The sequence below is a fragment of the Dyella lutea genome (assembly GCF_024158035.1).
Lineage (GTDB): Bacteria > Pseudomonadota > Gammaproteobacteria > Xanthomonadales > Rhodanobacteraceae > Dyella_A > Dyella_A lutea.
The window spans coordinates 99,454-120,637 of sequence record NZ_JAMZEK010000004.1; the positions used below are offsets into that span (position 1 = coordinate 99,454).

General features: G+C 65.1%; 25 protein-coding genes. 13 read left to right on the forward strand and 12 right to left on the reverse strand.

Features of this window, described 5'->3' with window-relative positions:
* Positions 1-220: 220 nt before the first annotated feature.
* Positions 221-490 (reverse strand): helix-turn-helix transcriptional regulator, encoded by a 270-nt coding sequence (locus NC595_RS17060; RefSeq protein ID WP_253568517.1) that lies wholly within the window; start codon positions 488-490, stop codon positions 221-223.
* 222 nt (positions 491-712) lie between these two features.
* On the opposite strand from NC595_RS17060, the gene NC595_RS17065 reads away from it, so the two are divergent.
* The 5 genes from NC595_RS17065 (at position 713) to NC595_RS17085 (ending at position 3,675) form a co-directional block, all read left to right on the forward strand.
* Entirely contained in the window at positions 713-985 is a 273-nt protein-coding gene (locus NC595_RS17065; protein WP_253568518.1) for a hypothetical protein, read from the forward strand.
* A 102-nt stretch (positions 986-1,087) separates the two neighbouring features.
* Positions 1,088-1,372 carry a hypothetical protein gene (locus NC595_RS17070; RefSeq protein ID WP_253568519.1) on the forward strand — a complete coding sequence of 95 codons (285 nt, stop codon included), beginning with the start codon at positions 1,088-1,090 and terminating at the stop codon, positions 1,370-1,372.
* A 118-nt stretch (positions 1,373-1,490) separates the two neighbouring features.
* Positions 1,491-2,051, forward strand: a complete 561-nt coding sequence (locus tag NC595_RS17075; protein ID WP_253568520.1) for an RNA polymerase sigma factor — start codon at positions 1,491-1,493, stop codon at positions 2,049-2,051.
* Positions 2,052-2,181: 130 nt separating this feature from the next.
* Positions 2,182-2,964, forward strand: a complete 783-nt coding sequence (locus tag NC595_RS17080; protein ID WP_253568521.1) for a hypothetical protein — start codon at positions 2,182-2,184, stop codon at positions 2,962-2,964.
* A gap of 153 nt (positions 2,965-3,117) precedes the next feature.
* The gene (locus NC595_RS17085) at positions 3,118-3,675 is read left to right on the forward strand and encodes an excalibur calcium-binding domain-containing protein (protein WP_253568522.1); all 558 of its coding nucleotides are present in this window, start codon (positions 3,118-3,120) and stop codon (positions 3,673-3,675) included.
* Between the two features lie 109 nt (positions 3,676-3,784).
* Here NC595_RS17085 and NC595_RS17090 read toward each other — a convergent pair whose 3' ends face one another.
* Positions 3,785-4,543: an SDR family oxidoreductase gene (locus NC595_RS17090; RefSeq protein ID WP_253568523.1), complete on the reverse strand. Its 759-nt coding sequence runs from the start codon at positions 4,541-4,543 to the stop codon at positions 3,785-3,787.
* Between the two features lie 12 nt (positions 4,544-4,555).
* On the opposite strand from NC595_RS17090, the gene NC595_RS17095 reads away from it, so the two are divergent.
* Complete coding sequence (locus NC595_RS17095) at positions 4,556-5,593, forward strand: LysR family transcriptional regulator (protein ID WP_253568524.1); 1,038 nt, start codon at positions 4,556-4,558, stop codon at positions 5,591-5,593.
* Positions 5,594-6,035: 442 nt separating this feature from the next.
* Entirely contained in the window at positions 6,036-6,296 is a 261-nt protein-coding gene (locus tag NC595_RS17100; RefSeq protein ID WP_253568525.1) for a hypothetical protein, read from the forward strand.
* Between the two features lie 56 nt (positions 6,297-6,352).
* Here NC595_RS17100 and NC595_RS17105 read toward each other — a convergent pair whose 3' ends face one another.
* Positions 6,353-7,720, reverse strand: coding sequence for an alpha/beta hydrolase family protein (locus tag NC595_RS17105; protein ID WP_253568526.1), 1,368 nt, complete (start codon positions 7,718-7,720; stop codon positions 6,353-6,355).
* A 137-nt stretch (positions 7,721-7,857) separates the two neighbouring features.
* Here NC595_RS17105 and NC595_RS17110 point away from each other — a divergent pair, with 137 nt between their 5' ends.
* The 3 genes from NC595_RS17110 to NC595_RS17120 all read left to right on the forward strand — a co-directional run bounded on the left by NC595_RS17110 (position 7,858) and on the right by NC595_RS17120 (position 9,765).
* Complete coding sequence (locus NC595_RS17110) at positions 7,858-8,484, forward strand: AHH domain-containing protein (RefSeq protein ID WP_253568527.1); 627 nt, start codon at positions 7,858-7,860, stop codon at positions 8,482-8,484.
* Positions 8,481-9,053, forward strand: a complete 573-nt coding sequence (locus NC595_RS17115; RefSeq protein WP_253568528.1) for a hypothetical protein — start codon at positions 8,481-8,483, stop codon at positions 9,051-9,053. Before NC595_RS17110 ends, NC595_RS17115 begins: the two co-directional genes overlap by 4 nt.
* A gap of 166 nt (positions 9,054-9,219) precedes the next feature.
* Positions 9,220-9,765, forward strand: coding sequence for a DUF922 domain-containing protein (locus tag NC595_RS17120; protein ID WP_253568529.1), 546 nt, complete (start codon positions 9,220-9,222; stop codon positions 9,763-9,765).
* A gap of 189 nt (positions 9,766-9,954) precedes the next feature.
* Here NC595_RS17120 and NC595_RS17125 read toward each other — a convergent pair whose 3' ends face one another.
* From NC595_RS17125 to NC595_RS17135, 3 genes are all read right to left on the reverse strand, one after another.
* A complete protein-coding gene (locus NC595_RS17125) occupies positions 9,955-10,716 on the reverse strand; it encodes an MBL fold metallo-hydrolase (RefSeq protein WP_253568530.1) in 762 nt (253 codons plus the stop codon).
* A gap of 121 nt (positions 10,717-10,837) precedes the next feature.
* A complete protein-coding gene (locus NC595_RS17130) occupies positions 10,838-11,728 on the reverse strand; it encodes an alpha/beta fold hydrolase (RefSeq protein ID WP_253568531.1) in 891 nt (296 codons plus the stop codon).
* 100 nt (positions 11,729-11,828) lie between these two features.
* Positions 11,829-12,527: an alpha/beta hydrolase gene (locus NC595_RS17135; protein ID WP_253568532.1), complete on the reverse strand. Its 699-nt coding sequence runs from the start codon at positions 12,525-12,527 to the stop codon at positions 11,829-11,831.
* Between the two features lie 121 nt (positions 12,528-12,648).
* Between NC595_RS17135 and NC595_RS17140 the strand changes: the two genes are divergently transcribed.
* Positions 12,649-13,635 carry a GlxA family transcriptional regulator gene (locus tag NC595_RS17140; RefSeq protein WP_256489515.1) on the forward strand — a complete coding sequence of 329 codons (987 nt, stop codon included), beginning with the start codon at positions 12,649-12,651 and terminating at the stop codon, positions 13,633-13,635.
* Between the two features lie 265 nt (positions 13,636-13,900).
* On the opposite strand, the gene NC595_RS17145 is transcribed toward NC595_RS17140, so the two are convergent.
* Positions 13,901-14,122, reverse strand: coding sequence for a TonB-dependent receptor (locus NC595_RS17145; RefSeq protein WP_253568534.1), 222 nt, complete (start codon positions 14,120-14,122; stop codon positions 13,901-13,903).
* Between the two features lie 892 nt (positions 14,123-15,014).
* Positions 15,015-15,401, reverse strand: a complete 387-nt coding sequence (locus NC595_RS17150) for a carboxypeptidase-like regulatory domain-containing protein (RefSeq protein WP_253568535.1) — start codon at positions 15,399-15,401, stop codon at positions 15,015-15,017.
* 904 nt (positions 15,402-16,305) lie between these two features.
* On the opposite strand from NC595_RS17150, the gene NC595_RS17155 reads away from it, so the two are divergent.
* A complete protein-coding gene (locus tag NC595_RS17155; protein WP_253568536.1) occupies positions 16,306-16,581 on the forward strand; it encodes a hypothetical protein in 276 nt (91 codons plus the stop codon).
* Positions 16,582-16,872: 291 nt separating this feature from the next.
* Positions 16,873-17,235, forward strand: a complete 363-nt coding sequence (locus tag NC595_RS17160) for a hypothetical protein (RefSeq protein ID WP_253568537.1) — start codon at positions 16,873-16,875, stop codon at positions 17,233-17,235.
* Positions 17,236-17,282: 47 nt separating this feature from the next.
* Here the strand turns inward: NC595_RS17160 and NC595_RS17165 are convergent, their stop codons facing one another.
* The 4 genes from NC595_RS17165 to NC595_RS17180 all read right to left on the reverse strand — a co-directional run bounded on the left by NC595_RS17165 (position 17,283) and on the right by NC595_RS17180 (position 20,694).
* The gene (locus NC595_RS17165; protein ID WP_253568538.1) at positions 17,283-19,061 is read right to left on the reverse strand and encodes a PAS domain-containing protein; all 1,779 of its coding nucleotides are present in this window, start codon (positions 19,059-19,061) and stop codon (positions 17,283-17,285) included.
* A 303-nt stretch (positions 19,062-19,364) separates the two neighbouring features.
* A complete protein-coding gene (locus NC595_RS17170) occupies positions 19,365-19,730 on the reverse strand; it encodes a VOC family protein (protein ID WP_253568539.1) in 366 nt (121 codons plus the stop codon).
* A 125-nt stretch (positions 19,731-19,855) separates the two neighbouring features.
* Complete coding sequence (locus NC595_RS17175) at positions 19,856-20,272, reverse strand: alpha/beta fold hydrolase (protein ID WP_253568540.1); 417 nt, start codon at positions 20,270-20,272, stop codon at positions 19,856-19,858.
* Between the two features lie 8 nt (positions 20,273-20,280).
* The gene (locus NC595_RS17180; protein WP_253568541.1) at positions 20,281-20,694 is read right to left on the reverse strand and encodes a VOC family protein; all 414 of its coding nucleotides are present in this window, start codon (positions 20,692-20,694) and stop codon (positions 20,281-20,283) included.
* Positions 20,695-21,184: the final 490 nt, after the last annotated feature.

Sequence of the window (21,184 nt, forward strand, 5' to 3'; positions counted from 1 at the left end):
TGGACTAAGTGGTCACCAAATTGGTGCCGGGGTCAATAGGTACGTTGCTCTTCTGAAGCGGCAAGCCGGGGAGGGTATCCCGGTTGCTTGAGGTCTGTCGTCCGCTGCGTTCGATTCGACGCTGGGACTAAAGGGACGCGGCTAATTAAATCCGTTCGTCGTCTGGCGCCCAATTCGCCCGCCAAGCTTTTCGCCCTTATTGCCAAGTCCGCACGATGCTCTAGCGCTTGGCGCGCACGCGCTTCTGCGCCGGAACATCCTGACCTTGTTCCGCCAGCTCGCGTGCAAGTGAAAACACTTCGTCCAGGGACACGGACAGCTCGCTCGCCATGCGCTGCATGGATTTCAACGAAGGATTGCGGCGGCTTCGCTCGATGCCGCTGACATACGTGCGGTCGAGGCCCGCGCTCAGAGCGAGCTGCTCCTGGCTGAGCGAATGTTGCTCGCGCAGAAGGCGAAAGGCAGGGCCGACGTAGGGGGTGATGTCCACCGTTGAACAGTCGCGTCTGGTGGACTATTGATCTACGGACTATAAGTCACGTTATACTTGGGTCGCCCACTGTCTGCAGGCGCATGTGTCGGTGCGCCGGCCGGGGTTGGGGCCGGGTCGCGATGAAGCCACATTTGTGGCCGCGTCCCTCATCGCTTTGGGATCGACGACAGGATGATCACCGCACGACATTGAGATCGACAGCGCCGAAGGAGATAAGCCATGACGCAGGAACGCCTTGCTTTCGGAGTCACGACCAACCAGTTCGACCAGCTCGTTCGCTTGCTCCGCACGATCACGGCCAACGGAGATGTGATGACGGTGGGCGGTGCCGAATCGCTGCATCGGCATACGGTATCGGCGCTGGGAGAGGGTATCTTTGAGGCCGCGCTTGAGGTGCAAGTGGTGCTCGATGAAGTGGAGGAGCAACGCCTGCCCAGAGAGCCACGCACTGCAAACGCCCGCCCTCACCGCGGAGCCGCGTCGGCCAGCTGACCGGCAAACATTTGTGCATCGGCGGCGGGCTCAGCAGAGCCGCGGCCCATCATTGCCCCGTCGCCGCAAGCGAGGGCGATAACGCAGCAAGGAGACACGACCATGGATCGTGCATCGTCCCTTGAGCAAAGAACCGTCGACACGTCCGGCATTGCGCTCTCCCTGAGCAACTACGAGGCCCTGCTCGATCTCTGCGACGAGTTGCAGCTACTGGTGGCACTCACCGCCACTACCCACCCAATCGATGACGAGATTCTCCCGGTGAATCTCAAACGCGCCGCGCTGGCTGGCTATCTGCGCGGGGTGGCCGAGCGCATCGCGAATGCACTGGAAGAGGGCGGTGACTCGTTCGACGCACATGCCGCGCACCGGGACGTGGCGAGCTAGCAAGGACAGTCCACCGCCATGCTGATCAGTGTTGGTACTGAAGGCGTTGCAGCCCCGAAGAGCCACGTATCCAGCTGCGAGGGCTGCAACCTGCGGCGTCATCGGAGGCCAAGCGGCCATGAGCGAGCGCTACCCATATCGAGCCATGGATGATCCACGTGCTACTGAGGAGATCGCGCGGCGTCGCGCCCAGTTCGATGAGGCGGTGATCCGTTTCCGCGGCGAATTGCTCCGGTACCTGCTCCGACGCACCCGCGATGCCGAGTTGGCCGCTGACCTCACGCAGGAAACCTTCTCGCGCATGCTGGTATATCGCGATGCTCCAGATATCGGGAGCCATACCTCACTGATGTACCGCATCGCACACAACTTGCTACTTGAGCGGCAGCGCGCCCGCCATCGGCGCCACGCTTCCCAGCATGTTCCGCTCAGCCTTGCCGAGCCGCTTTGCGCCGACGAGCCATCGGCCGAGGAATGGGCTGACGCACGGTCCTTGGAGCAGTCACTCAGGCGTGCGCTCATCGCTCTTCCACCCAAGCGCCGCTTGGCATTCGTGCTCAGTCGCCACGACGGACTCACCTATTCCCAAGTGGCTGCGACCATGGGGATCTCGGTGAAGATGGTGGAGAAGCACATCAGCGAAGCCTTGCTGGCGTTCCGGTCGGCCGTTGAAGAGTAGGTGCCGGCGTCTAAGCCGGACCCGAATTGAAGGAGGCGTGGCTAATTCATTCAGCGAATAAAGGGGACGTGGCTAATTAAACTCGCCACCGTCAGGTATTGGGGCATGGTCAAAGGGAGCGCGTGCGTTGATGATCCGATTGCTTCTGCTGGTGCTTTGCGTAGTGGGCGTTACGACGGTCCGCGCGAACGCACCTGAAGCGCCGCGGGCGCTGTCGTCGCAGGAGGCGGCAACGCTTCATGCAGATGAAGTGGTGGGGCGAGCCATGTATCTCAGCGACCGGGCCGCCGCTTTGGCGACCGACGCGGCGCTCGAATTGGACGCGTTCCGGAAGGAATTACGCGTGCGTGGCTGGATCACCCAGGCGCACGACGACGCGGTAACGGTGACCTTCATCGACGCGACGCCATCAGCGCTGTATCGCGCCACCGTATCGAATGCCGGCAAGCTGGTCGGCAAGGTGGAGGCGTACGCCACGCCGCAGCCGCTCTCTCCGTTCGAGGCTGGTGCGGCCGCTGCGCGCACGGTTGCACTTGGCGCGAAGTTCCAGCCGTGCAGTGAGCGCTACGACACGGTAGTGCTCCCGCTGGGCGACTCACCCGCGGGGAAATGGCTGGTCTACCTTCTGCCCGCGACGAAGCAGCCAGGCGTCATCCCGATTGGCGGCACGTATCGGGTGACCGTGGACCACGGCACCATCGCGGCGCAGCGTCCTTTCACGAAATCGTGCATCGCCCTGGAAAATGACCCACGTGCGGTTGGACTGATGATCAGCCACCTGCTCGACACCACGCCGACCGAGGCGCACGTCTTCTGGAGCCTGTGGGCGCACAAGGATATGTACGTGAGCACGGAGAGTGCGACGTGGGCGATCCACGATGGGCACATCCGTCTCGTCGAAACCGGCCACTGATCGACAACAGCGTAAACCGCCAGGGTCGGCGTGCACTTTCCAAGGCGCCGCTGCGTTGAAAAGTCGACTCTGCCGCCTGGCTCGCTGCTTCCGGCGTTCTAGGCGGCAAGCTGCACTACGACAGCTGATGGGTTAATCGATGCGGATAGGGACATGAATCGAGTGACGAGAACCCACGGCACCCTTGCAGCCTGGAACGACGATCGGGGCTTCGGCTTCATCGAGTTGCCGGGAAGCGGCGAAAGGGTCTTCGTGCACATTTCGGCCTTCCCGCGGGGCGGCGCGCGGCCGGCTGTCGGTGAGCTCGTTTCGTTCGAAATCGACGCGCGCGAGGCAGGCAAGAAGCGGGCAGTGCGCGTCATGCGGTGCGGCAGCGGCTCGCCGCCGCGGCGCATGCGGCAGCCGGCGGCTGCACACCGGAGCAGCGTCCTCGGTTCGCTGGTCACTTTGCTTTTGCTGATCGCGGTTGGCTGGTACGGCTACCAGCAATTCAGCGGGAATCACGAGCCGGTGGCGACACCACGCGTGAATGCCGCAGGAGCCGTTGCACCGGCGACGGCCTCGCCCTTCAGCTGCGATGGCCGCACGCGATGCTCGCAGATGACCTCATGCGCCGAGGCCAAGTTCTTCCTTAAGCAATGCCCGGGCACACAGATGGATGGCGACGGGGACGGCGTGCCCTGTGAGAGTCAGTGGTGTCCGGCCGAATAGCGGCTCGCTGGCGAATGGGGCCCGGTTCACCTATCCCATGCCCGGAAGTGAACCTGACCCCGCTTGGTTCGATCGCCACGATTGCGGCGACCTGCAGCGCGCCGGGCCGTTATACCTGCGCCAGGCCGCCATCGACGAAAAGCTCGGTGCCGTTGACGAAGCTGGCGTCGTCGGAGGCGAGGAACACGGCCGCGCGCGCGATCTCGACCGGCTCGCCCACGCGGCCCAGCGGCACCTGCGCGGCGAGGGCGTCGAGCAGCCCCTGCTGCTGGGTGGCATCCGGCCCGGCGAGGTCGACCAGGCCCGGCGTGCGCGTGGGGCCGGGGCTCAGCGTGTTGAAGCGGATCCTGCGGCTCTTGTCGACGTCGAGGATCCAGTTGCGGACGAATGCCCGCACAGCGGCCTTGGATGCGCCGTAGACGCTGAAAGCGGGCGTGCCGGTGGTGGCGGCGGTGGAGCCGGTCAGGATGACGGAGGCGCCCTCGCCCAGGATGGGCAGCAGGGTCTGCACGGTGAACAAGGTGCCCTTCACGTTGCGGTTGAAGGTGTCGTCGAACTGTTCTTCGGTGATCTCCCCCAGCGGCAGCATGGAGCCGCCGCCGGCGTTGACGAACAGCACGTCCACCCGCCCGTGCTCGCGCTTGATGCGGTCGGCGAGGTGCTGGAGGTCGCCGAGCTTGGCCGAATCCACCGGGACGGCGATGGCCTGCGGCCCGATGGAGGCCGCGGCGGCATCGAGTTCGGCCTTGCGGCGACCGGTGATGTAGACGGTGGCGCCCTCCAGGGCGAACTGGCGGGCGGTTTCCAGGCCGATGCCGGTGCTGCCGCCGGTGACCACCGCGATCTTGTTTTCGAGCTTGCGTGACATGGGGAGAACCTCATGGGCGAGTGGATGACGGCGAAAGGTTATCGACGGAGCATTGGCAAAGAAATAGAATCAAATGAAATCCATCGTTGCAAAAATGACATGTCCAAGCTGCCGGATTTCGAAGGGCTTGCCCTGTTCGCCAAGGTTGCCGAATGCCGCTCCTTCCGGGCGGCGGCGCGCGAGCTGGATCTTTCGGTGCCGACGCTCTCGCGCGGCATCGCCCGGCTGGAGAAGCGCCTGGGCGCGCGCGTGTTCAATCGGACTTCCCGCCAGCTCGCGCTCACCGCCTTCGGTACCAGCCTGCTGGAGCGGGCGACGCAGCTTTACCGTGATGCCGAGGAGGCCGAGGCATTGGCGCGGGATCAGTCCGCCTCCCCGCGCGGGACGGTTCGCCTTGCCGTGCCGATGACCTTCGGCGTGCATTGGGTCGCCCCGCTGCTGCCGGGATTGCTTGAGCGCTATCCGGACGTGTCCATTGACCTGCATTTGTCCGACGCCGTGGTCGACATCGTCGGCGACGGCTTCGACGCGGCGCTACGTATTGCGGCACTGCCCGACTCGTCGCTGGCCGCACGACTGCTTTGCAAGGTATCGCGGTTTACCGTGGCGGCGCCGGCTTACGTGAAGCGGCATGGCGCGCCGAAACACCCGCGCGACCTGGATCCCACCCACTGCCTTGCCTACGCGTTTCGCGCGGGAAGCGACGTGTGGCGTTTCCGCAACGGCCACAAGGAAGCCGTGGTCCATCCGATGGGGCGGCTGCGCGTGACCAATTCGGAGGCACTGCTGCCGGTGTTGCTGGCCGGTCAGGCGGTCGCCGCGCTGCCTGAGTTCATGGCCGCCGAGTACCTGCAGGATGGACGCCTCCTGCCGTTGCTCCCCGACTGGGAGCAGCCTGGCGGTGGCCTGTATTTCGTTTCGCCGACCACGCGCCATCGAGCGGCGAAAGTGGAGGCGGTGGCGAGCTACTTTGCCGAAGTCTTGAGCGATCCGGTATGGCGGTGGCCCCGCCCAGCAAAGAAGAAAAATAAAGGGGACGTGGCTAATTAAGGCGGCTCGCGAAGGCTGGCTTGCCGGGCCGCCCGCGGGAGCGGCAGACGGTAGGGCGTCCGAGCGTGGTTTCCGGGGCGGGTTGCCTGCCTGGCTTAATTAGCCATGTCCCCTTTTTTTAATAAGGACGAACGCATGCACGGCAATGCCGTGATCGCGGAAAGCACTGCGGAGCAGGCGCCTGAAGTGGTAGCGATCGTCCGCATCGAGGAAGATGGCCCCTGGTTGATGCCGCGTTGCGTGACGTGTAGCGGGATACCTGGCAGTTCCAGACGCGGTCGTCGTGGCATGGTAGTCCCCGGTGCGAGATCAGCTGCCACGGTGCTGCAGATCGGCGGGCATGTCCGCTGCCGGTAGGCTCGGGCTTGATTGGCCACGGCCCTTTTTCCTTTTTTGCTTTTTTGGAAGGCCCTATCTCATGCGAGCTATCAGTGAACGCGACTTGGCGGTGGTGATCCCGTTGCTGGCGGCGAAGATCCGCGACCTCACCCTTGAGTTGCGCGCAAGCCAGGCACGTGCCGGGGAAGTGTCGGACGAGAAGGTGGAGGACCGCATGCAGATACAGGAGATGCTGGAGCAGTACGGCGGCATTCTCGATTCGTTGCGCGAGGAATACGAAGAGGGCTTGAAGGAGGGAATCCAGCTGCCCACGTTCAACACCCTTGTCCGGCCGTTCCAGCTTAAAGGGGACGTGGCTAATTAAATTCAGTCGTCGCCTGGCAGGGCGGAGCGCTTTCCTGGCTTAATTAGCCACGTCCCTTATTTCGCAGGGCGGAAGACCGTGCTGGTGCCGTAACGCTGCGCACCGATCCGATCGTGAAGGATGAAGTCGCGCATCATGGCGAAGTAGCCGTCGGGATTGCGGGTGTCGACGCGCGTGCCGTCCGCCGCGGTTTCATACTCGTAGATGCCGTGTTCGGTGTCGGGGAACACTGCGACCGTGACCGGTTTGCCCCTGGCCTGCAGAGCGCGAAGGCGCCGCACAGTCTCTGCGCTTGGCGCATCGTGGTCGTTGGCGGCGAGAATCCAGAGTTGCGGCGTATCGAGATTGCGCAGCACCGGCATGGGGTCGTAATTCGCCGGGACGCCTGCCAATAGCACGGGACCTTCTTCGCGAAGCTTGGCTTCTGGCGTCTCGAGCATGAAGAAGGTGATATCGCCATGCACGTATTTGAACCATGGCTCCTTGCCGTATTTCGCCTTGACGGCGGCCAGTTGGTCGTAGCCTTTCCGGAAATGGCTGACGATGATTGCCGCCGTGGCATCGGCGATGTGCATCGCCTTGGCAACCTCGCCTGGGCCGTAACCGCGGCTGGTCAGGTCGAACGCGATGGCTTCGCGATCCTCGTCGAGTGGCGACACGGCCAGGCCGAATCCGACGATCACGAAATCCACCGGCTCGATCTTCGCGGCCAGCGGGGCGACCCAGCCGCCCTGGCTACCGCCCTGGTAGCCAATGCGACCGGCACGTGTGCCAGCCAGAAGTCGGGCTTCGTTTTTTGCGGCAATCGTGTCGTCGGCCAGCTCAAGGTAGTTTTGTGTATACACCCCACCCGACTTGCCGGTGCCTCGCTTGTCATACACGAATACGCCAATGCCTTCGGCGGGCAACTGGCGTTGCAGGGAATAGGAATCCAGTGCGGACGAGTGCTCTGAGCCGTGCACCAGCACCACGATCGGCACGCGGGCGGTGCCTTGCGGCATCACTAGCCGTCCGGCGAGCTGCACGCCAGCGCCTTCGAAGGCAACGTTCGTGACCTCCAAAGGGATTCGCTTGCCCGAGACTCCGGCGAAGTCGATCGTGTTTTCGGCGCAATCAAATGAAACGCGCTTGCCGTCCGGACGATTCGTCCAACCCAGCGTGCTCGTCCATGCGCCATCCGGGTTCCGGGTCAGCAAGCCGGTGGTGCCATCCTCCTTGCGCCACCGAAGGTGATCGTCATCGATCACTCCGACATCGACCTTGCTGCCGTCGTCCAGTTGATAGATGCTGGCGCCGCAGTTGCCTGCGCGAACTTGCGGTGATGGCGCGGCAGTCGCTGTTGTCGTGGTCCCCAAAAGGGCCGCCAGTACGAACGGTGCGCCGAGCAGCGCTCTGGCGCCAACGGTCAATGATAAGAACTGCATTGGAATACCTCATCGCGGAAAAGGCTGGGGTCATAGTGCACTTTTGCCAAACCCGGGCCAGCTCAGGGCGCGCTTTTCGTGCGCCCTTTCGTTGTCCTCCAGGATCACTTGCACCTTTCGAATCAAGGGAATGAGACATGGCAAAGCAAGCGTCAGGAAGCAAGGTCGACCCATTCCAGAGGTTCGGCACGCACTCGGTGGACATGCGCGTTGCCCTGAACCAGATCAACCCTGCGTTGGCCTATAAAGCGGGGAACATGGAGTGGCTGAATGAAGTGAAGCAAGGCATACGCTACGAGAATGGAGAGAGCCTTTCGGAGCTCTCGGAGAGGATGTTCCTGGTGGCTGCGCTCGCGGAACTCGCTACCACCCCTGAGCCCTCCAAGTTGCTTGCGACCAACATGACTGCCGCCGGAGACCCGAAGCCGGAGGGTGAAACCGAGGCGCATCATATTGTCGCGTTCAAGGCCCAGGCGGCACATGCATCGCGAAGGCTGCTTTTCAGGTGGCGCATTGCCATCAACGACAAGGACAATGGGGTACATCTTCCCGCGTTCAGGCGTTCAGTGGTGCCCTCTCTTCGTGATGCGCTGAAGCATCGACCGATTCATACCGACGTTTACCACATGGCCGTCTTTCGGCGGCTTGACACCTATGCAAGGACCGGTGCGACGGATACGGCCGTCGGCCGCGAGGCGCTGAGGTCGATCAAGAAGAAGATATTGAACGGCACTTTTCCGTATTTGCGGGAGCACCAACGATGAGCGTCTGGGAAATCACCAATTTCCTCACGAATACCGTTGCCCTGGTCGGCCCTTCGCCCGAGGTGCAGTTCGATCCGGATCTGTCCGAGTCGTTCTGGGCGCAGTTCGAAAACAGGGTGCCCGGGGCGCCTCTTCACTGGAACGCCCGTCCCGAGCTTGCGGTACTGCCCAAGGAAGGACGCAGGAAACTTCCGCCTCGCGCCGACGTCAGTCCGTTTACGGCGACGGGACTGGTGGTCAACGAAAAGGTGCACACCGCCCTCGGCGATCTCCTGGCCCGGTTCGGACAGCTTCTGGAGATCAACGTCGAAGGCAGGACCGAGTACTACTACAACGTCACGAATGTGCTGTCGTGCATCGATCGCGAGCACTCGGAGTTCGATGGGCCGTATGCCGAGGTGCCCGTATTCCTCGGGTCGCAGATCCCATCCGTACCCTGCATCTTCATCGAGCCGGCCATACATGGGCGGATCTTCGTCAATGATGCAGCGAAGAACGCCATGGCTGAGATCATCGCTGCCAACAAGATCAGCGGCATGGACTTCAAGCGCTGGGACACGAGTGACTAGCCGGGATCGTGGCCAGAGTGCACTTTCTTGAAGCGAGTGCAGCGGAACATCGGCTTTGAAAGGGGTTAAAGGGGACGTGGCTAATTTAATTCGTTCGCCATCTGGCAGAGCAGGGCCGCCTGCATGGCTTAATTTGCTACGTCCCCTTTTCTGCAAGGTGGCTTTCATGGGATTGATGGCGTTCAGTGCCGGTCCGCACGCGGAAGACGCGACCGGGTCGTTGACGGTGACGACATACGACGTGCACGGAGCGACTGCCGACGCGATCGCCGACGATATGAAGCGGAGCGGGCCCCTCGATCACGGCCATCGGGTGGATGGCTACACGCGGTGGCGCATCGATACCTCGTACGACTGGCGGTTCGACCCTCGGCAATGCAAGCTGACCCGTTTCGATGCGACGCTAAGCATCGGGATGACCCTGCCGCACTGGATTCCGACCGGACACCCGCCGACGAAGCTTCAGCGGCGATGGGAGCGTTTCAGTGCCGCATTGAGGACGCACGAGGATGGACATGCTGCGATCGGCAGGGATGCACGGCAACAGATCGTGGACCGTGCCCGCGCCCTCGGTCCGGAGACGGATTGCAAGGCGCTGGTCCAGCACATCAACGATTTGGTCGCCGACGTCATCAAGAGCCACCGGCAGATGGATGCGGACTATGACGCCCGCACGAATCATGGCGAGTCGCAGGGGGCGGTCTTTCCCTAGCGAGGAAGGCAGGGGGCCGAGTGCACTTGCGGTCGTACCTTGCTTCGCCGCCCGATCCTGAGCGGTCTGGCGGGTCGGGCCAGCTGGGCCTCGACGGCGGCGGGGAAGCGATCCGCCACCAGCACCTGCACGAGCGAGCGACCTGGCCGCCAGGGGATAACCAGTACCCCCTGGCGACGTCGGGTCGCATCATGGTGATGCGTGTGCGTGTTGACCACAGGCGCAGTGCGGCGGGTGCAGCCTGGCGAGCACCTTCGCGTGGCGCAGTACCTCCGGCGCCTCCAGCGGCCCGCCATGACCCATGTGGAAGCGCTTGGCGCCGCTGTTGACGAGCCGCTCGAGCTCGCGCGCCACGGTCTGCGGGTCGTCCTCGAACGGCGGGCGGATCGCGTGGCCGTTGAAGGCGATGCCGCCGATCAGGATGCCCGAAGCAATCAGGTCGCCGACCAGCGCATCGTGCGAGGCCAGCTCGATGCCGATCGAGCCCGGCGTGTGCCCGGCGGTGTGGCGCACGATGCCGTCGACGCCGAAGTCCTTCAGCGAGATGGTCTCGGCATCTTTCATCAGCAGATCCGGCGCAAAGCCCACGTAAGGCTCGTGCGGCACCGGCGTCTTGACGAAGAGCTTGCCCACCCAGCCGGTGGTGCAGTAGGTCATCGGCACCTTGCGGCTGTAGTAGTCGGTGTCGTCCTGGTGCGCCAGGATCGGCGCGCCGGACAGCTCGCGGATGCGCGCGGCGCTGCCGGCATGATCGGTATGCGCGTGGGTCACCACGATGAGCTTGATGTCCTTGAAGCTCAGCCCGTGCTTGTGCAGCACGCGTTCGATCTTGCGCTCGGAGCCGGGGATGCCGGTGTCGACGAGGATGCTGCCTTCGTCGGTTTTGATCAGGTGGGCGTTGACCATGTTGAAGGGCAGGATGGGGATCTGGATGATTTCTTGGTTAGTCATGGACGTGTCCTCAGTAAATTGAAGGGTGTTGAGGTGAGCCGCTTCAGCGGCAGGTTGCTGATGCGACGCGCGGCGCGCCTGCGCGCGGAGGCCGCGCGTCGGTTGCCGGAGAACGGTGCGATTACGGATGCCGGAGCGCGGTCGTACGGGCCGTCAGGCGCGCCACGCCGCAGTCGCCGCAGCGGGTCAGTGCCACCTCCTGCTGGGTCTCGGGCAGGGCGAAGAACCCGCCCTTGGTCTGTGCCAGCACAAAGGCCTTGATCACGTGGGTCAGCTCCGCCGGCGCCTCCAGCGGCAACAGATGCCCGACGCCCGGGAGCACCACCAGCTTGGCCTGAGGAATGCGCGGCAGCAGCTCGCGAAGCAGCACTTCGGGCGGATCCACCCGGTCGTGCTCGCCGGAAATCACGATCACCGGCACGTCGATCTTCGGCACGTCGGCCGTGATGTCTTCCTGGCTGGTCGCCAACGGCCAGGCGCTTTTGGCCTGCGGGGCGCCCGCCAGACTGTCGGCGATGATCGTGTCGAGATCGGCCTCGGACAAGCCGCCGGGCGCGAGCACCTGCTGCACGGTCGCAACGATGTTCTCGCGCGAGTCGTAGGCATGCACCATGCCCTGGCGAGCGTCGAGCGGAAGCGCCAACGGCGTCGGCGGCGCGGGCGCCACCAGTACCAGCCCGCGCAGTCCGCGGGGGCGCCGCGATGCCGCCAGCTGGGCGACCTTGCCGCCCATCGAATGGCCCACAAGGAGGTAGCTCTCCAGGTGCAGCGCGTCGATCAGGGCAAGCGCGTCGTCGGCCAGGTCGCTCAGCGCATAACCTGCCGGCGGTGCGGCGGACTTGCCCCAACCGCGCTGGTCGATGGAGACGGTGCGATAGTCGGGCGAAAGCGCGTCGACCACATGCTGCCACGTGCGCGAGGAACCGCCCCAGTAGTGCAGGAACACCAGCGCCGGTCCGCCCGCACCCCGTTGTTCCACATGCAGCTCGATACCGTTTGCTTCGATCATCATGAGACATCACTCCTGCGAAGAATCCCGGCGTGGCGTCGATGGAAGATCGGGCACCACGCGATAGCGCCGACGCGGCCAGCAGGCCGCGCCGGGTGTGGCCTCAGGCGGCCGCCGAAACGATGAAGTCCGCCACCGCCTGCGGCTGCGACAGCATCGGCACGTGGCTGCTGTCGACGTGGGCCACGGTGGCGTTCATGCGCGCGGCCATGCGCTCCTGCTCGACGCGGGGAATCGCCTGATCCTGGTTGCCGATGAAGTAGTAGGTGGGCCGGCTGCGCCATGCGGCCTGGGTGAGCGTGCCGCCCAGCGCGGAGGCGTGCAGTGGGCCCTGCGTGGCGTAGACGATGGCCTGCTCGGCCTCGTCCAGATCCTGCGCGAACAGCTTGAAGATGCCGTCGCGGCTGAGCTTCAGGTAGCCCCGTGCATCCGGGCGGATTTCGTCGTTGAGCGGCGCGGCTTCGAAGGTCGCGAACAGCGTGCCCGCCGACTCACCGGCGTCCGGCGCGAACGCGTCGATGTAGACCATGCGAGTGACCTTCGGGTCGTTGCCCGCTTCGCCGATCACGGCGCCGGCATAGCTGTGGCCCACCAGCACCACCTCGCCTTCCGCCAATGCGATGGCGCGCTGCACGGCGGCCACATCGGCGTCGAAGCCAGTCAACGGCAGTTGCACAGCCGTGGCGGTAAGCCCTTTCCGGGCCAGCAGCGGGATCACCTTCGACCAGGTCGAGCCGTCGGCCCAGGCGCCGTGGACCAGGATCACGTTGGGGATGGAAGCGTTGGGGATGGCAGTGTTCATCGATTTTTCTCCGTCGGTAGTCGGCCGTGGCCGTGGGTTGTTTGACGGAGAAATCTTGAGCCCCGCGCGCATGGCAGAAAGGACATAATTCCCACTTATCCTGCCAATCACGGAATCTGCCATGGCGCGGCCAAAAACATCGAAGACGCTCTGGTTCGTGGTGTTCCCGGGCTTCGAGTTGCTCGATCTCGGCGGCCCGCTCTGCGCCTTCACGTTGGCGAGGGACTTTCATCAGGCCGGGTACGACATCCGTGTCGTCTCCGCCGAGGGCGGCCTGGTGCGCGGAAGCTCCGGCATCGCGATCGACACCACGGCGCCATCGCCTCGCGGACATGTCGACACCTTGATGGTGGTGGGCGCGCCGACGCCGGACGCGTTCGACCAGCAAACCGAGACGGTGCACCTCGTCCGCGCCATCGCCCCCCGCGCCCGACGCAAGGCGAGTGTCTGCACGGGGGCTTTTCTCCTTGCGGCAGCGGGTCTGCTGGACGGTCGCCGGGCCACCACGCATTGGCGCTGTGCACCCGAGCTGCAACGGCGCTATCCGGCCATCAAGGTCGAGTCCGACCGCATCTTCATCCGCGAGGACGACATCTGGACGTCCGCCGGCATCACCGCTGGGATCGACCTCGCGCTGGCGATGATCGAGGAAGACTGCGGGGCCGAAACATCCAAGGCCATCGCGCGCGACCTGGTGGTCTATCACCGCCGCAGCGGTGGACAGTCGCAGTTCTCGACCATGCTCGATCTGGAGCCGACTCCGGGACGGATTCGCGATGCGCTGGCCTACGCCCGCGCGCACCTCAAAGAACAGCTCTCGGTGGAGCGGCTGGCCGAGGTGGCGAACATCAGTCCGCGTCAGTTCGCGCGCCAGTTCACCGCCGAGACCGGCGAAACCCCCGCCCGCGCCATCGAGCGCCTGCGCTGCGAAGCGGCGCTGCCACGTATCGAGGAATCCGGCGAGTCGCTGGAGCAGATCGCCAGGCAGGTGGGCCTCGACCTGGAGCGGATGCGGCGCGCTTGCCTGCGCATCTACGGGCTGTCGCCTCAGGCCCTGCGCCGACGCAGCCGCGGCTTGGACAACCAGGATTCCCGCGCGACTCCATGACGTTGCCGGTTTGAGCCGATCCCGTTTCCCCGGACGGCCCGAAGGAGTACCTGGGGCCGGCTTCTTCAACGCCCCGGCGCAGCAGGCCACGTGGCCACCCGTTCGTGACATCCGCCCGGCTTCGATCGGTCCCGCGTGAGGGGGCCCCGACGGGTCGGGCGGGGACAGTGGCAGGGCGGGATGGATGCGGCAACGGCGCCGCAGCCGATGTCGAGGCCTTGCCGCCGTCAATGCCGCCGCCGCCCGCGTGGGCGGCGGCGCAAACCTAATTCGTTTGCACCCAGGTCAGATCGATGGCGTCTTTCACCACGTCGCCGAATTCCTCTGCCGGGATGTCCAGCAGTTCGTTGATGCGCCCGTGGCGCATGCCGAAGAAGATGCCCCTGAGCCGGTAGGTCGCGGTCCAGTTGATGCGGTCGGCATTGGCCTGCTCGTAGTCGCCCTCGTAGGTGTAGCCGTTGGAGGTCGTGCCTGAAATGCTGGTCATGAGTGAGGCCTTGGAGTGGTCGACATATCCGAGCATGCGCTTTTGCAGACTTGCATGCCGGGAAACGGAAGGGTGACGGCGGGGTGGCTCCGTACGATCAGCGCTTGTGGGTGGAGCTTGTGGCGGGGGCGGCGGTGCCCGACCAAGAGGCTGTGTTGGCCGAAGGATTTCCTTCACCCGGTTCGGTGGGCGGCACAGGGGTGGGTTGGGGTGGCTCGGGTACACGCCGCGATGCCACCAACACATGACGCAGCGACCAGTGTCGGTGCTGCTCGCCGTCCTCGCCCGCGAGGACGGCGCAAAGCTGATCTCGTGCGGAAAGAAGCAGAGCGCGTTGGTGTCGCTGGGGGCGTGCGCGGCGGTGGCCCGTGGGGCGGACTTGCTCCCTGCATGTCATGGGCGGGCGAGGCCCGCGGCTCCGGGTGGGGCGGAGGAAGTTTGTTTGGCGGCGGATGGCGAAGTGTCGTCCGGGCGGCATGGGGCAGATCCGGAAGTGCTCCGGCCTGCGAGCGGCGTGCGCGCGCCGATGTGACGCAGCCGTAATCCTCGACCGCCTGCCCGGGGCGTCGGCGAGGTAATGCTCTTCGGCACCGGCATGCACGTGCCCGGCGATGCCAGCCTGACCCCAGCGATGCACAGGACAGGGCAGGCTGCGATCGCATGGCTGCCCGGCAACTCTGGACCGGGGTTGGGGCTTGTGCCATGAACACCGACGTTGCGGTCCGTCACCCGTCCTCCTGGCATGTCGTTCGCTGGTTCGCGCGGATCCATCGTTTGCTGGGCGGGTGGGGCTTGCGGGGGTGGCGGGGCCAACTCGCTGACTGCCGGGAAACAGGCCCGCGCGTATTGCTGTCGGGCCGTTTCCCTTGCACGTGATGCGCCTTGTCGGTGACTACGGGGTGCGGGCGACCCGCTCGCACTTGATCTGCTTGCAGGTGAAGTCCACTTCGGAGCTGCTGCCCACGAGCACCGGCACGTGGATGTACCTGGCGATCGCCTGTCCGTTCCGCGCAAGCGTGACGCTGTACTTGCCCAGTGGAAGGTCCGATGCGGCGTAGCGGCCGTTGGCGTCCACCGTCACCGTTCGACGGGCACTGGTGTGCTCGTTGTGCACGGTGACCCTGTCGCCCGCAGGCGCCTTGCCCGCGACGGAACCCGTGGTGGACTGCGCACTGGCCGTGGAGATGCTTGCCGCGGCCAGGGCACCCATGACACAGGCCGAAGCCAGACCACGGGCGAGACGACGGGAGAGGGAGCGAATCGAGAGGGCATGGTTCATGAGCGACGACCTTCTTGTCGATGGGGAAGGCGTGCAGGTTGCCCGGGGAGGCATGTATCCGTGCACGGCATGTGCGGACCACGCGTTCGATCGCGGCGTGCCGCCGAACGTCTCGATGCACATCGTCCGCTGCCCTCCGGCGGGTGATTCCGCCGGAGGGCGACACGCAGGCGGGTTGCCTGCGGCACTTGCCCGGATGGGCAAGAAATCGTCCGCTCAGGCCAGCAGCATGCTGACGACGCCTATCGCGCAGATCAGCACGCAGCTTCCGAACAGGCTCCGCAGCAGCAGGGTTTCGACTTTGAGTGACATGACGGCTCTCCGTTGAGTGAGGTTGAAGCTTTCAACGGTGGATCTGGCAAGGGCCGTGCCAGCACTCGTATGCCGTCGGAAGGCGCATGGCTACGGCGTTTTCGCCCTCGCTTGGAAAAAGCGCTGTCCGTCCGCGGACACTCGTTGCGGACAACGGACGCGATGCGGACAGCTTCCGCTCGGGTGTCTCCGGGACGCATGTCGTATCGAGCGGCGAGCAGGGCAACAACGGTGCCGCGGGCGCCATCGGCACGTGCACGGGGGCGGTCAATTGCGTGCAAACATGAGCGGCTCGGTATTCCCGCAATCAGATTTCGCGCACGTCCTGCAGATGGCGATGCCGCTGAGATCGGTGCGTAGCCCGCATGCCGGGTCGGCTCCTTGCCAAAGGTCCCCTTGCTTGCGGCCCGGGGTGACGCCGGTCGTGGCAGACCAGGAGGGCACTTCGGAAAAATGCTTTCCGGCCCTGGTCTCTCACTGGGCGATGTGGCCTTGCACGTTCAATGAGGATGGACCGACCCTCGTCTGGGCCGAGTGCGCAAAGCGCGGGTCGTGCAGGTTCGCCCATGCGGGTTAGTCATGGAGGGGGCGAATGAACCACTGGAAATGTTGTGCGGCCATCATCCTGGTGGTTGCCAATGGCGTTGTCGCTGCGCAGAAGATGTCCCAGATGCAGGCCAGCCGGCAACTCCTGGATCTGGCCACCCAGCGGGCCGCGATCGGCCGCGGGATGACGTTTGGTGACCGTTACAACGAGCATTGGCAGAAGGGAATGGTCACCCTGGCCGAGGCCCGCAAGAGTCTGGCCGGGGATTGGCAGAAGCTGGGCCCGTCTGCCGAGCAGGCAAAAGTCGTGGCGGGTGCCTAGTCGGCGACACCGACGGGATGGTGACTCGCCCTCCGCTGGAGGGGAGAAACAAGGTGCGGATCTAGGCCATCATGCGCGGGGCTTTGGCCTCCAACCGCTATCGCGACGCCTACCAGTTGCTGATCGACTATGAGCGGAAACGGCTGCGCATGGAGCCGGTGCCGGCCAAGGCCCCCGCGCATTGAGCCGGGACAGGAGGCGGGTGGACTTTCGGTGGGTGTGCGTTCCGGAAGGCCCGATCCGGCCCTCTGCTGGGGGCACGAAATCACGGATTCCACATGGAGTTGCGTCATGCCCAAGGTGGGCTGGATAGGCGAGCAAACGCTCCGCGGAGACGCGCACAATTGCTATATACGCCGCCTCGATGATCTGGATCCGTTCTGCGGTAGCGCCCGCAGGGCAGATGAGTATTCCCCTATCCATGTGCGGACTGATGGCCCGTCGCGCCATCACAACATTCTCCACATAGGGACGACTTTCGGGCCCCCGTCAGGGCGGGCAAACACCGATATCCCTGACCGAGGCGTCTACAACTATCAGATCGACGGCATATCCGGTCTGATCACGCAATGGTGCACCCTGATCCCGGTCGACCGGGTGGCCGCCCTGGCGACCTTCCTGCGTGGATATGGGTTGCCCGTCTACCACCAATGAATTCCACGGGAAAAGTGCGGAGTGCGTTTTCCCATCGAGAGCGGTGGTCAGGGCGCTCCTTTCATGGCACCGCTCTGCAAATTCGATTCAGACTCCCGCTCCCGCCCCTTCCCCGAAAAAACGCAAACGCCCAATGCCAGGCTCTTGGCCTGGTACATGGCGGCGTCCGCGGCGCGCAGGTAGTCGTCGGTGGTGGCGAAGCCGGCCCGGCTGCTGACCACGCCGATGCTCGCGCCGCAAGTCACGGTATGCGGGCCGATGTGGTAGGGGGCCGCGAGCGCGGAGGCAATCTGGTGGGCACGGTCGGTGGCGCCGTCGTGATCGACCGACTCGAGCAGCACGTTGAACTCATCCCCGCTCATGCGTGCGACAAGATCGATCGCCCGCACGCAGGATTCGAGCCGGCGTGCCACCTGCTGCAGGAGCTGGTCGCCCACATGGTGCCCGAGGGTGTCGTTGACGGCCTTGAAGCGATCGAGGTCCAGCAGCAGCACGGCGAACATGGTGTTGTCGCCTGCGGTCTGCGCCTCGCCACCTCTGGACGACCGGTCCTGATGCAGTGCGATGGCGTGCTCGAGGCGATCGCGAAACAATGGCCGGCCGGGCAGGTTGGTCAAGGCGTCGTAGGAGCTGCCGCGTTCGGCCAGGTCGCTCAGTGACCCGGCCATCCGCACGGCAACGCCGTCCTCGAACTGGGCGACCCCGCGCCAGTTGAGCCACACCAGCCGTCCCGATCCCTGGCGGGCGCGAAAATCCACGGAGAAGTTCGGGCGGTGGCCCGCCAGGTGCCGGCGGTACGCGGCCTGCACCCGCTCATGGTCATCGGGGTCGATGAGCTGTTGCAGGAAGTGCCATGCGTCGTCGTGCAGGGGGCCGGCATCTTCCAGTCCGACGATCTCGTTGAAGCGCGCGGACACGTGCAGCACGCCGGTCTGCAGGTTCCAGTCCCAGATGCCGTCATTGGACCCGCGGGTGGCCAGTGCGTAGCGGTTGTCCGACTCCAGCAGCTCCAGCTCGGTGTTCTTCTGCTGGGTGACGTCGATCATCAGTCCGATCATGCGGTTCGGGCGGCCTTCCTCGACATCCACCCGGCACAGGTCGCGTACCCAGACGACCCGACCGGATTTGGCGATCAGGCGATAACTCATCTCGTACGCATAGCTGTGCGTGGCGTGGTAGGCCGCGTCGTCGATGACCAGCGCAGCCGGCAGATCGTCGGGATGCACATGCTGCCGCCAGAATCCCGGATCGGCCCGCCACTCTTCCACCGAGTAGCCGAACAGGCGCTCGACCTGCGGGCTGAGGAACGTATTGCCGACGCCGAGTTCGGCTTCCCAGACCACGCCGTCGATGGTTTCCAGCAGCCGCAGGAAGCGCTGGCGGACCTCGATCAATACCTGTTCGGTGATCTCGGTGATCTCGATCAGTACCCCCTGGCGACTGATCACCCGGTCGGCTTCGTCGGTCTTCGGCTGCATCTGCAGGCGCATCCAGCGATAGTCCCCGTCCGCCACGCGCAGCCGGAACACTGGCATGCCCGAGCGCAGGGTGCCGGTGTCTTCTGGATGCACGAAGTCGAGCAGAGAGCGGCCGAGCGCGCCATCCACCGAATGGCCCGTGAGCTTTTGCCAGGCGGGATTCAGGTAGGTGATGGTCCACAGCGCGTCCGTCTGCACCACCGCCTCGGGAAGCAGTTGCAGCAGTTCTCCGGGCGGCGTGGGGGGGGCGGCCATTTGTCTTTTATCCTCACCGAAGCGCCGGCATCCAGTCCAGCGAAAGGAGGACGAGCGGGCGCACCGTGGGGTGTGGCCGGTACTTCGCGGCATCGTCCGATCCTGAACGGTTCGTCCGCTGGGGCGAGCGGGGCGTCATCGCGACACGGCGGCGACCGGATCCGCAGCGCGCTGGCGTGGCGGGCCCTGCGGCCCGCGGTGCTGGTCGGCGTCGGTGAAAATGCGGGGGCGGCGATCGTTGCCTTGCGGGATGACACGCTGGGGCATCCGATGCGCTTCCTGCGAGCCATGGGCGGCGGCTCGAAAAAACCGGCTCGTCCGCCGTCTGCTGTTGCGGGCCGATGAATTCATCCGGACAGGTGCAAGCCGATCCGCGCCGAGTGCCGCGGCAGGTCGCTAGTCGCACTCCACGCCGACGTTGTCCAGTTCGAAGACATGGTTGTCGAAGTCGGAAAAATACAGGGCCGTGTCCGATCTCGCCCATTGGTATTGGTGCCCGATGGCAATGAGCCGATCCGCGACCCGGTACAGGGTGGACGGCGAAACCAGGAACGCGACGTGGTCGCCGGTCAGCGGGCGCTCCACATCGGCCTTGACCCACACGAACCGGACCTCGCCGAGCCGCACGAAAGTCTCGTCGTGCCCGTCCTCGTCCTGACGACGAACGGCTCTCGCATTGAATATCCCGCTGAACAGGGCCGCGGTGCGTGCAGGGTCCCGAACGGTCAGGGCGATGTGGCTGAGCTGGCCGAGCATGTCCATGCGGGCGATTCTTCCTTTCCGGCTGAGGCGCTGGCGGGATGCATGCGCGCACGAAAGGGGCCTTGCAAAGCAGACGCCTTGAGCGTCACGCCGGTAAGCCGGCGCCATGTCCGGTCGCGGCTCCGTCAGGCTCCGTCGCCCGGCTTCGCCCGCACCCGCTGCCGGATCAGTTCGGCGATCTCGGCCGGGTGCGAGGTCGGAAGAAAGTGGCTGCCGTCGCCGATCGTCACCATCGTCGAGCCGGGGACGAGTTCATGCAGGAGCCCGGCGATGCGCAGCATGGCCGGATGGCTGGTCGCGCCGCGCACGATGGTGGTGGGCAGGCGAAGGGATTGCAGCGTCTCGACCGGTGGCTCGAAGGGCGTGCCCGAGGTCCAGTCGCGCACGTTGACCCCGGTGGTGGCGACGACGTAGTTGCGTGCGCGGGCCGGCAGGGCCTCGAACGCGCCGGCGCCGCCGTAGAAGTCGATCACGCGACGCACGGCATCGGGCACGCCCCGGACCACTTCCGCGAAATAGGCCGCAGTCATGGTGGTGACCATGGCGTCGCTCAGGCGTGCGGGGGGATGGCGCTGGGATCCATCCACATCACTTCCCAGATATGACCATCGGGATCCTCGAAGCTGCGTCCGTACATGAAGCCGTAGTCCTGCACGGGCGTGGGATCCGCCTTGCCGCCGGCGCTGCTGGCCCTGGCGACCAGGCGGGATACCTCGTCGCGGCTGTCTGCCGACAGGCATAGCAGCACCTGTGCGTTCGCGTGCGCATCGACGATCGGCTTGCTGGTGAACTGGCGCCACTTCCCGTGGCTGAGAAGCATCGCGTGAATCGTGTCCGAGAACACCATGCACGCGGCGGTATCGTCGCTGAAGGCGGGGTTGTTGCCCGCGCCCACCGCCTCGTAGAACGCCTTCGACCGCTCCAGGTCCTTCACCGGCAGGTTGATGAAGATCAGCTTGCTCATGCCATTTTCCTTTGGATGGATGCCGCGGCAGGATCGCCGCTTCTTTGAACCGACGAACGGGGCGGAAGGAAATCGACAGGCGCCGCGGGTCGGAACGGGCACCAGATTCGGCGCTCCGGCCTCCGGCGGATCTGACCCGCTGGGTCGGACGGGTGGATGGGCTCTCCATGGTGGGGCGAAAGCCTTTTCCGGGAGGCGATCGGAAGCCAGGAAATTCGTGCTCCATGGCCGCATGAGAGGGCGCTCCCCGGCCGGGGCCCCGGATCCACCCGGCACCGGGGCCGACTTGTCGGATGAGAGCGGCGAACCCGAGCCCGTTCGGCCCCGCCAGGACGATGGGCCCAGCGCGTCGGCCGGACTCCATCGCGTCCAGCACGCCGGCATCGCGCCGCGTGTCGGGACCGTCGCGGGAAAGGCGATGGGGTTCTGCATGTTGGAGAGAAAGGCAGCGGGCAGGGCGCGCTGTCCCATGGCGCCTGCTGTGAAGCGT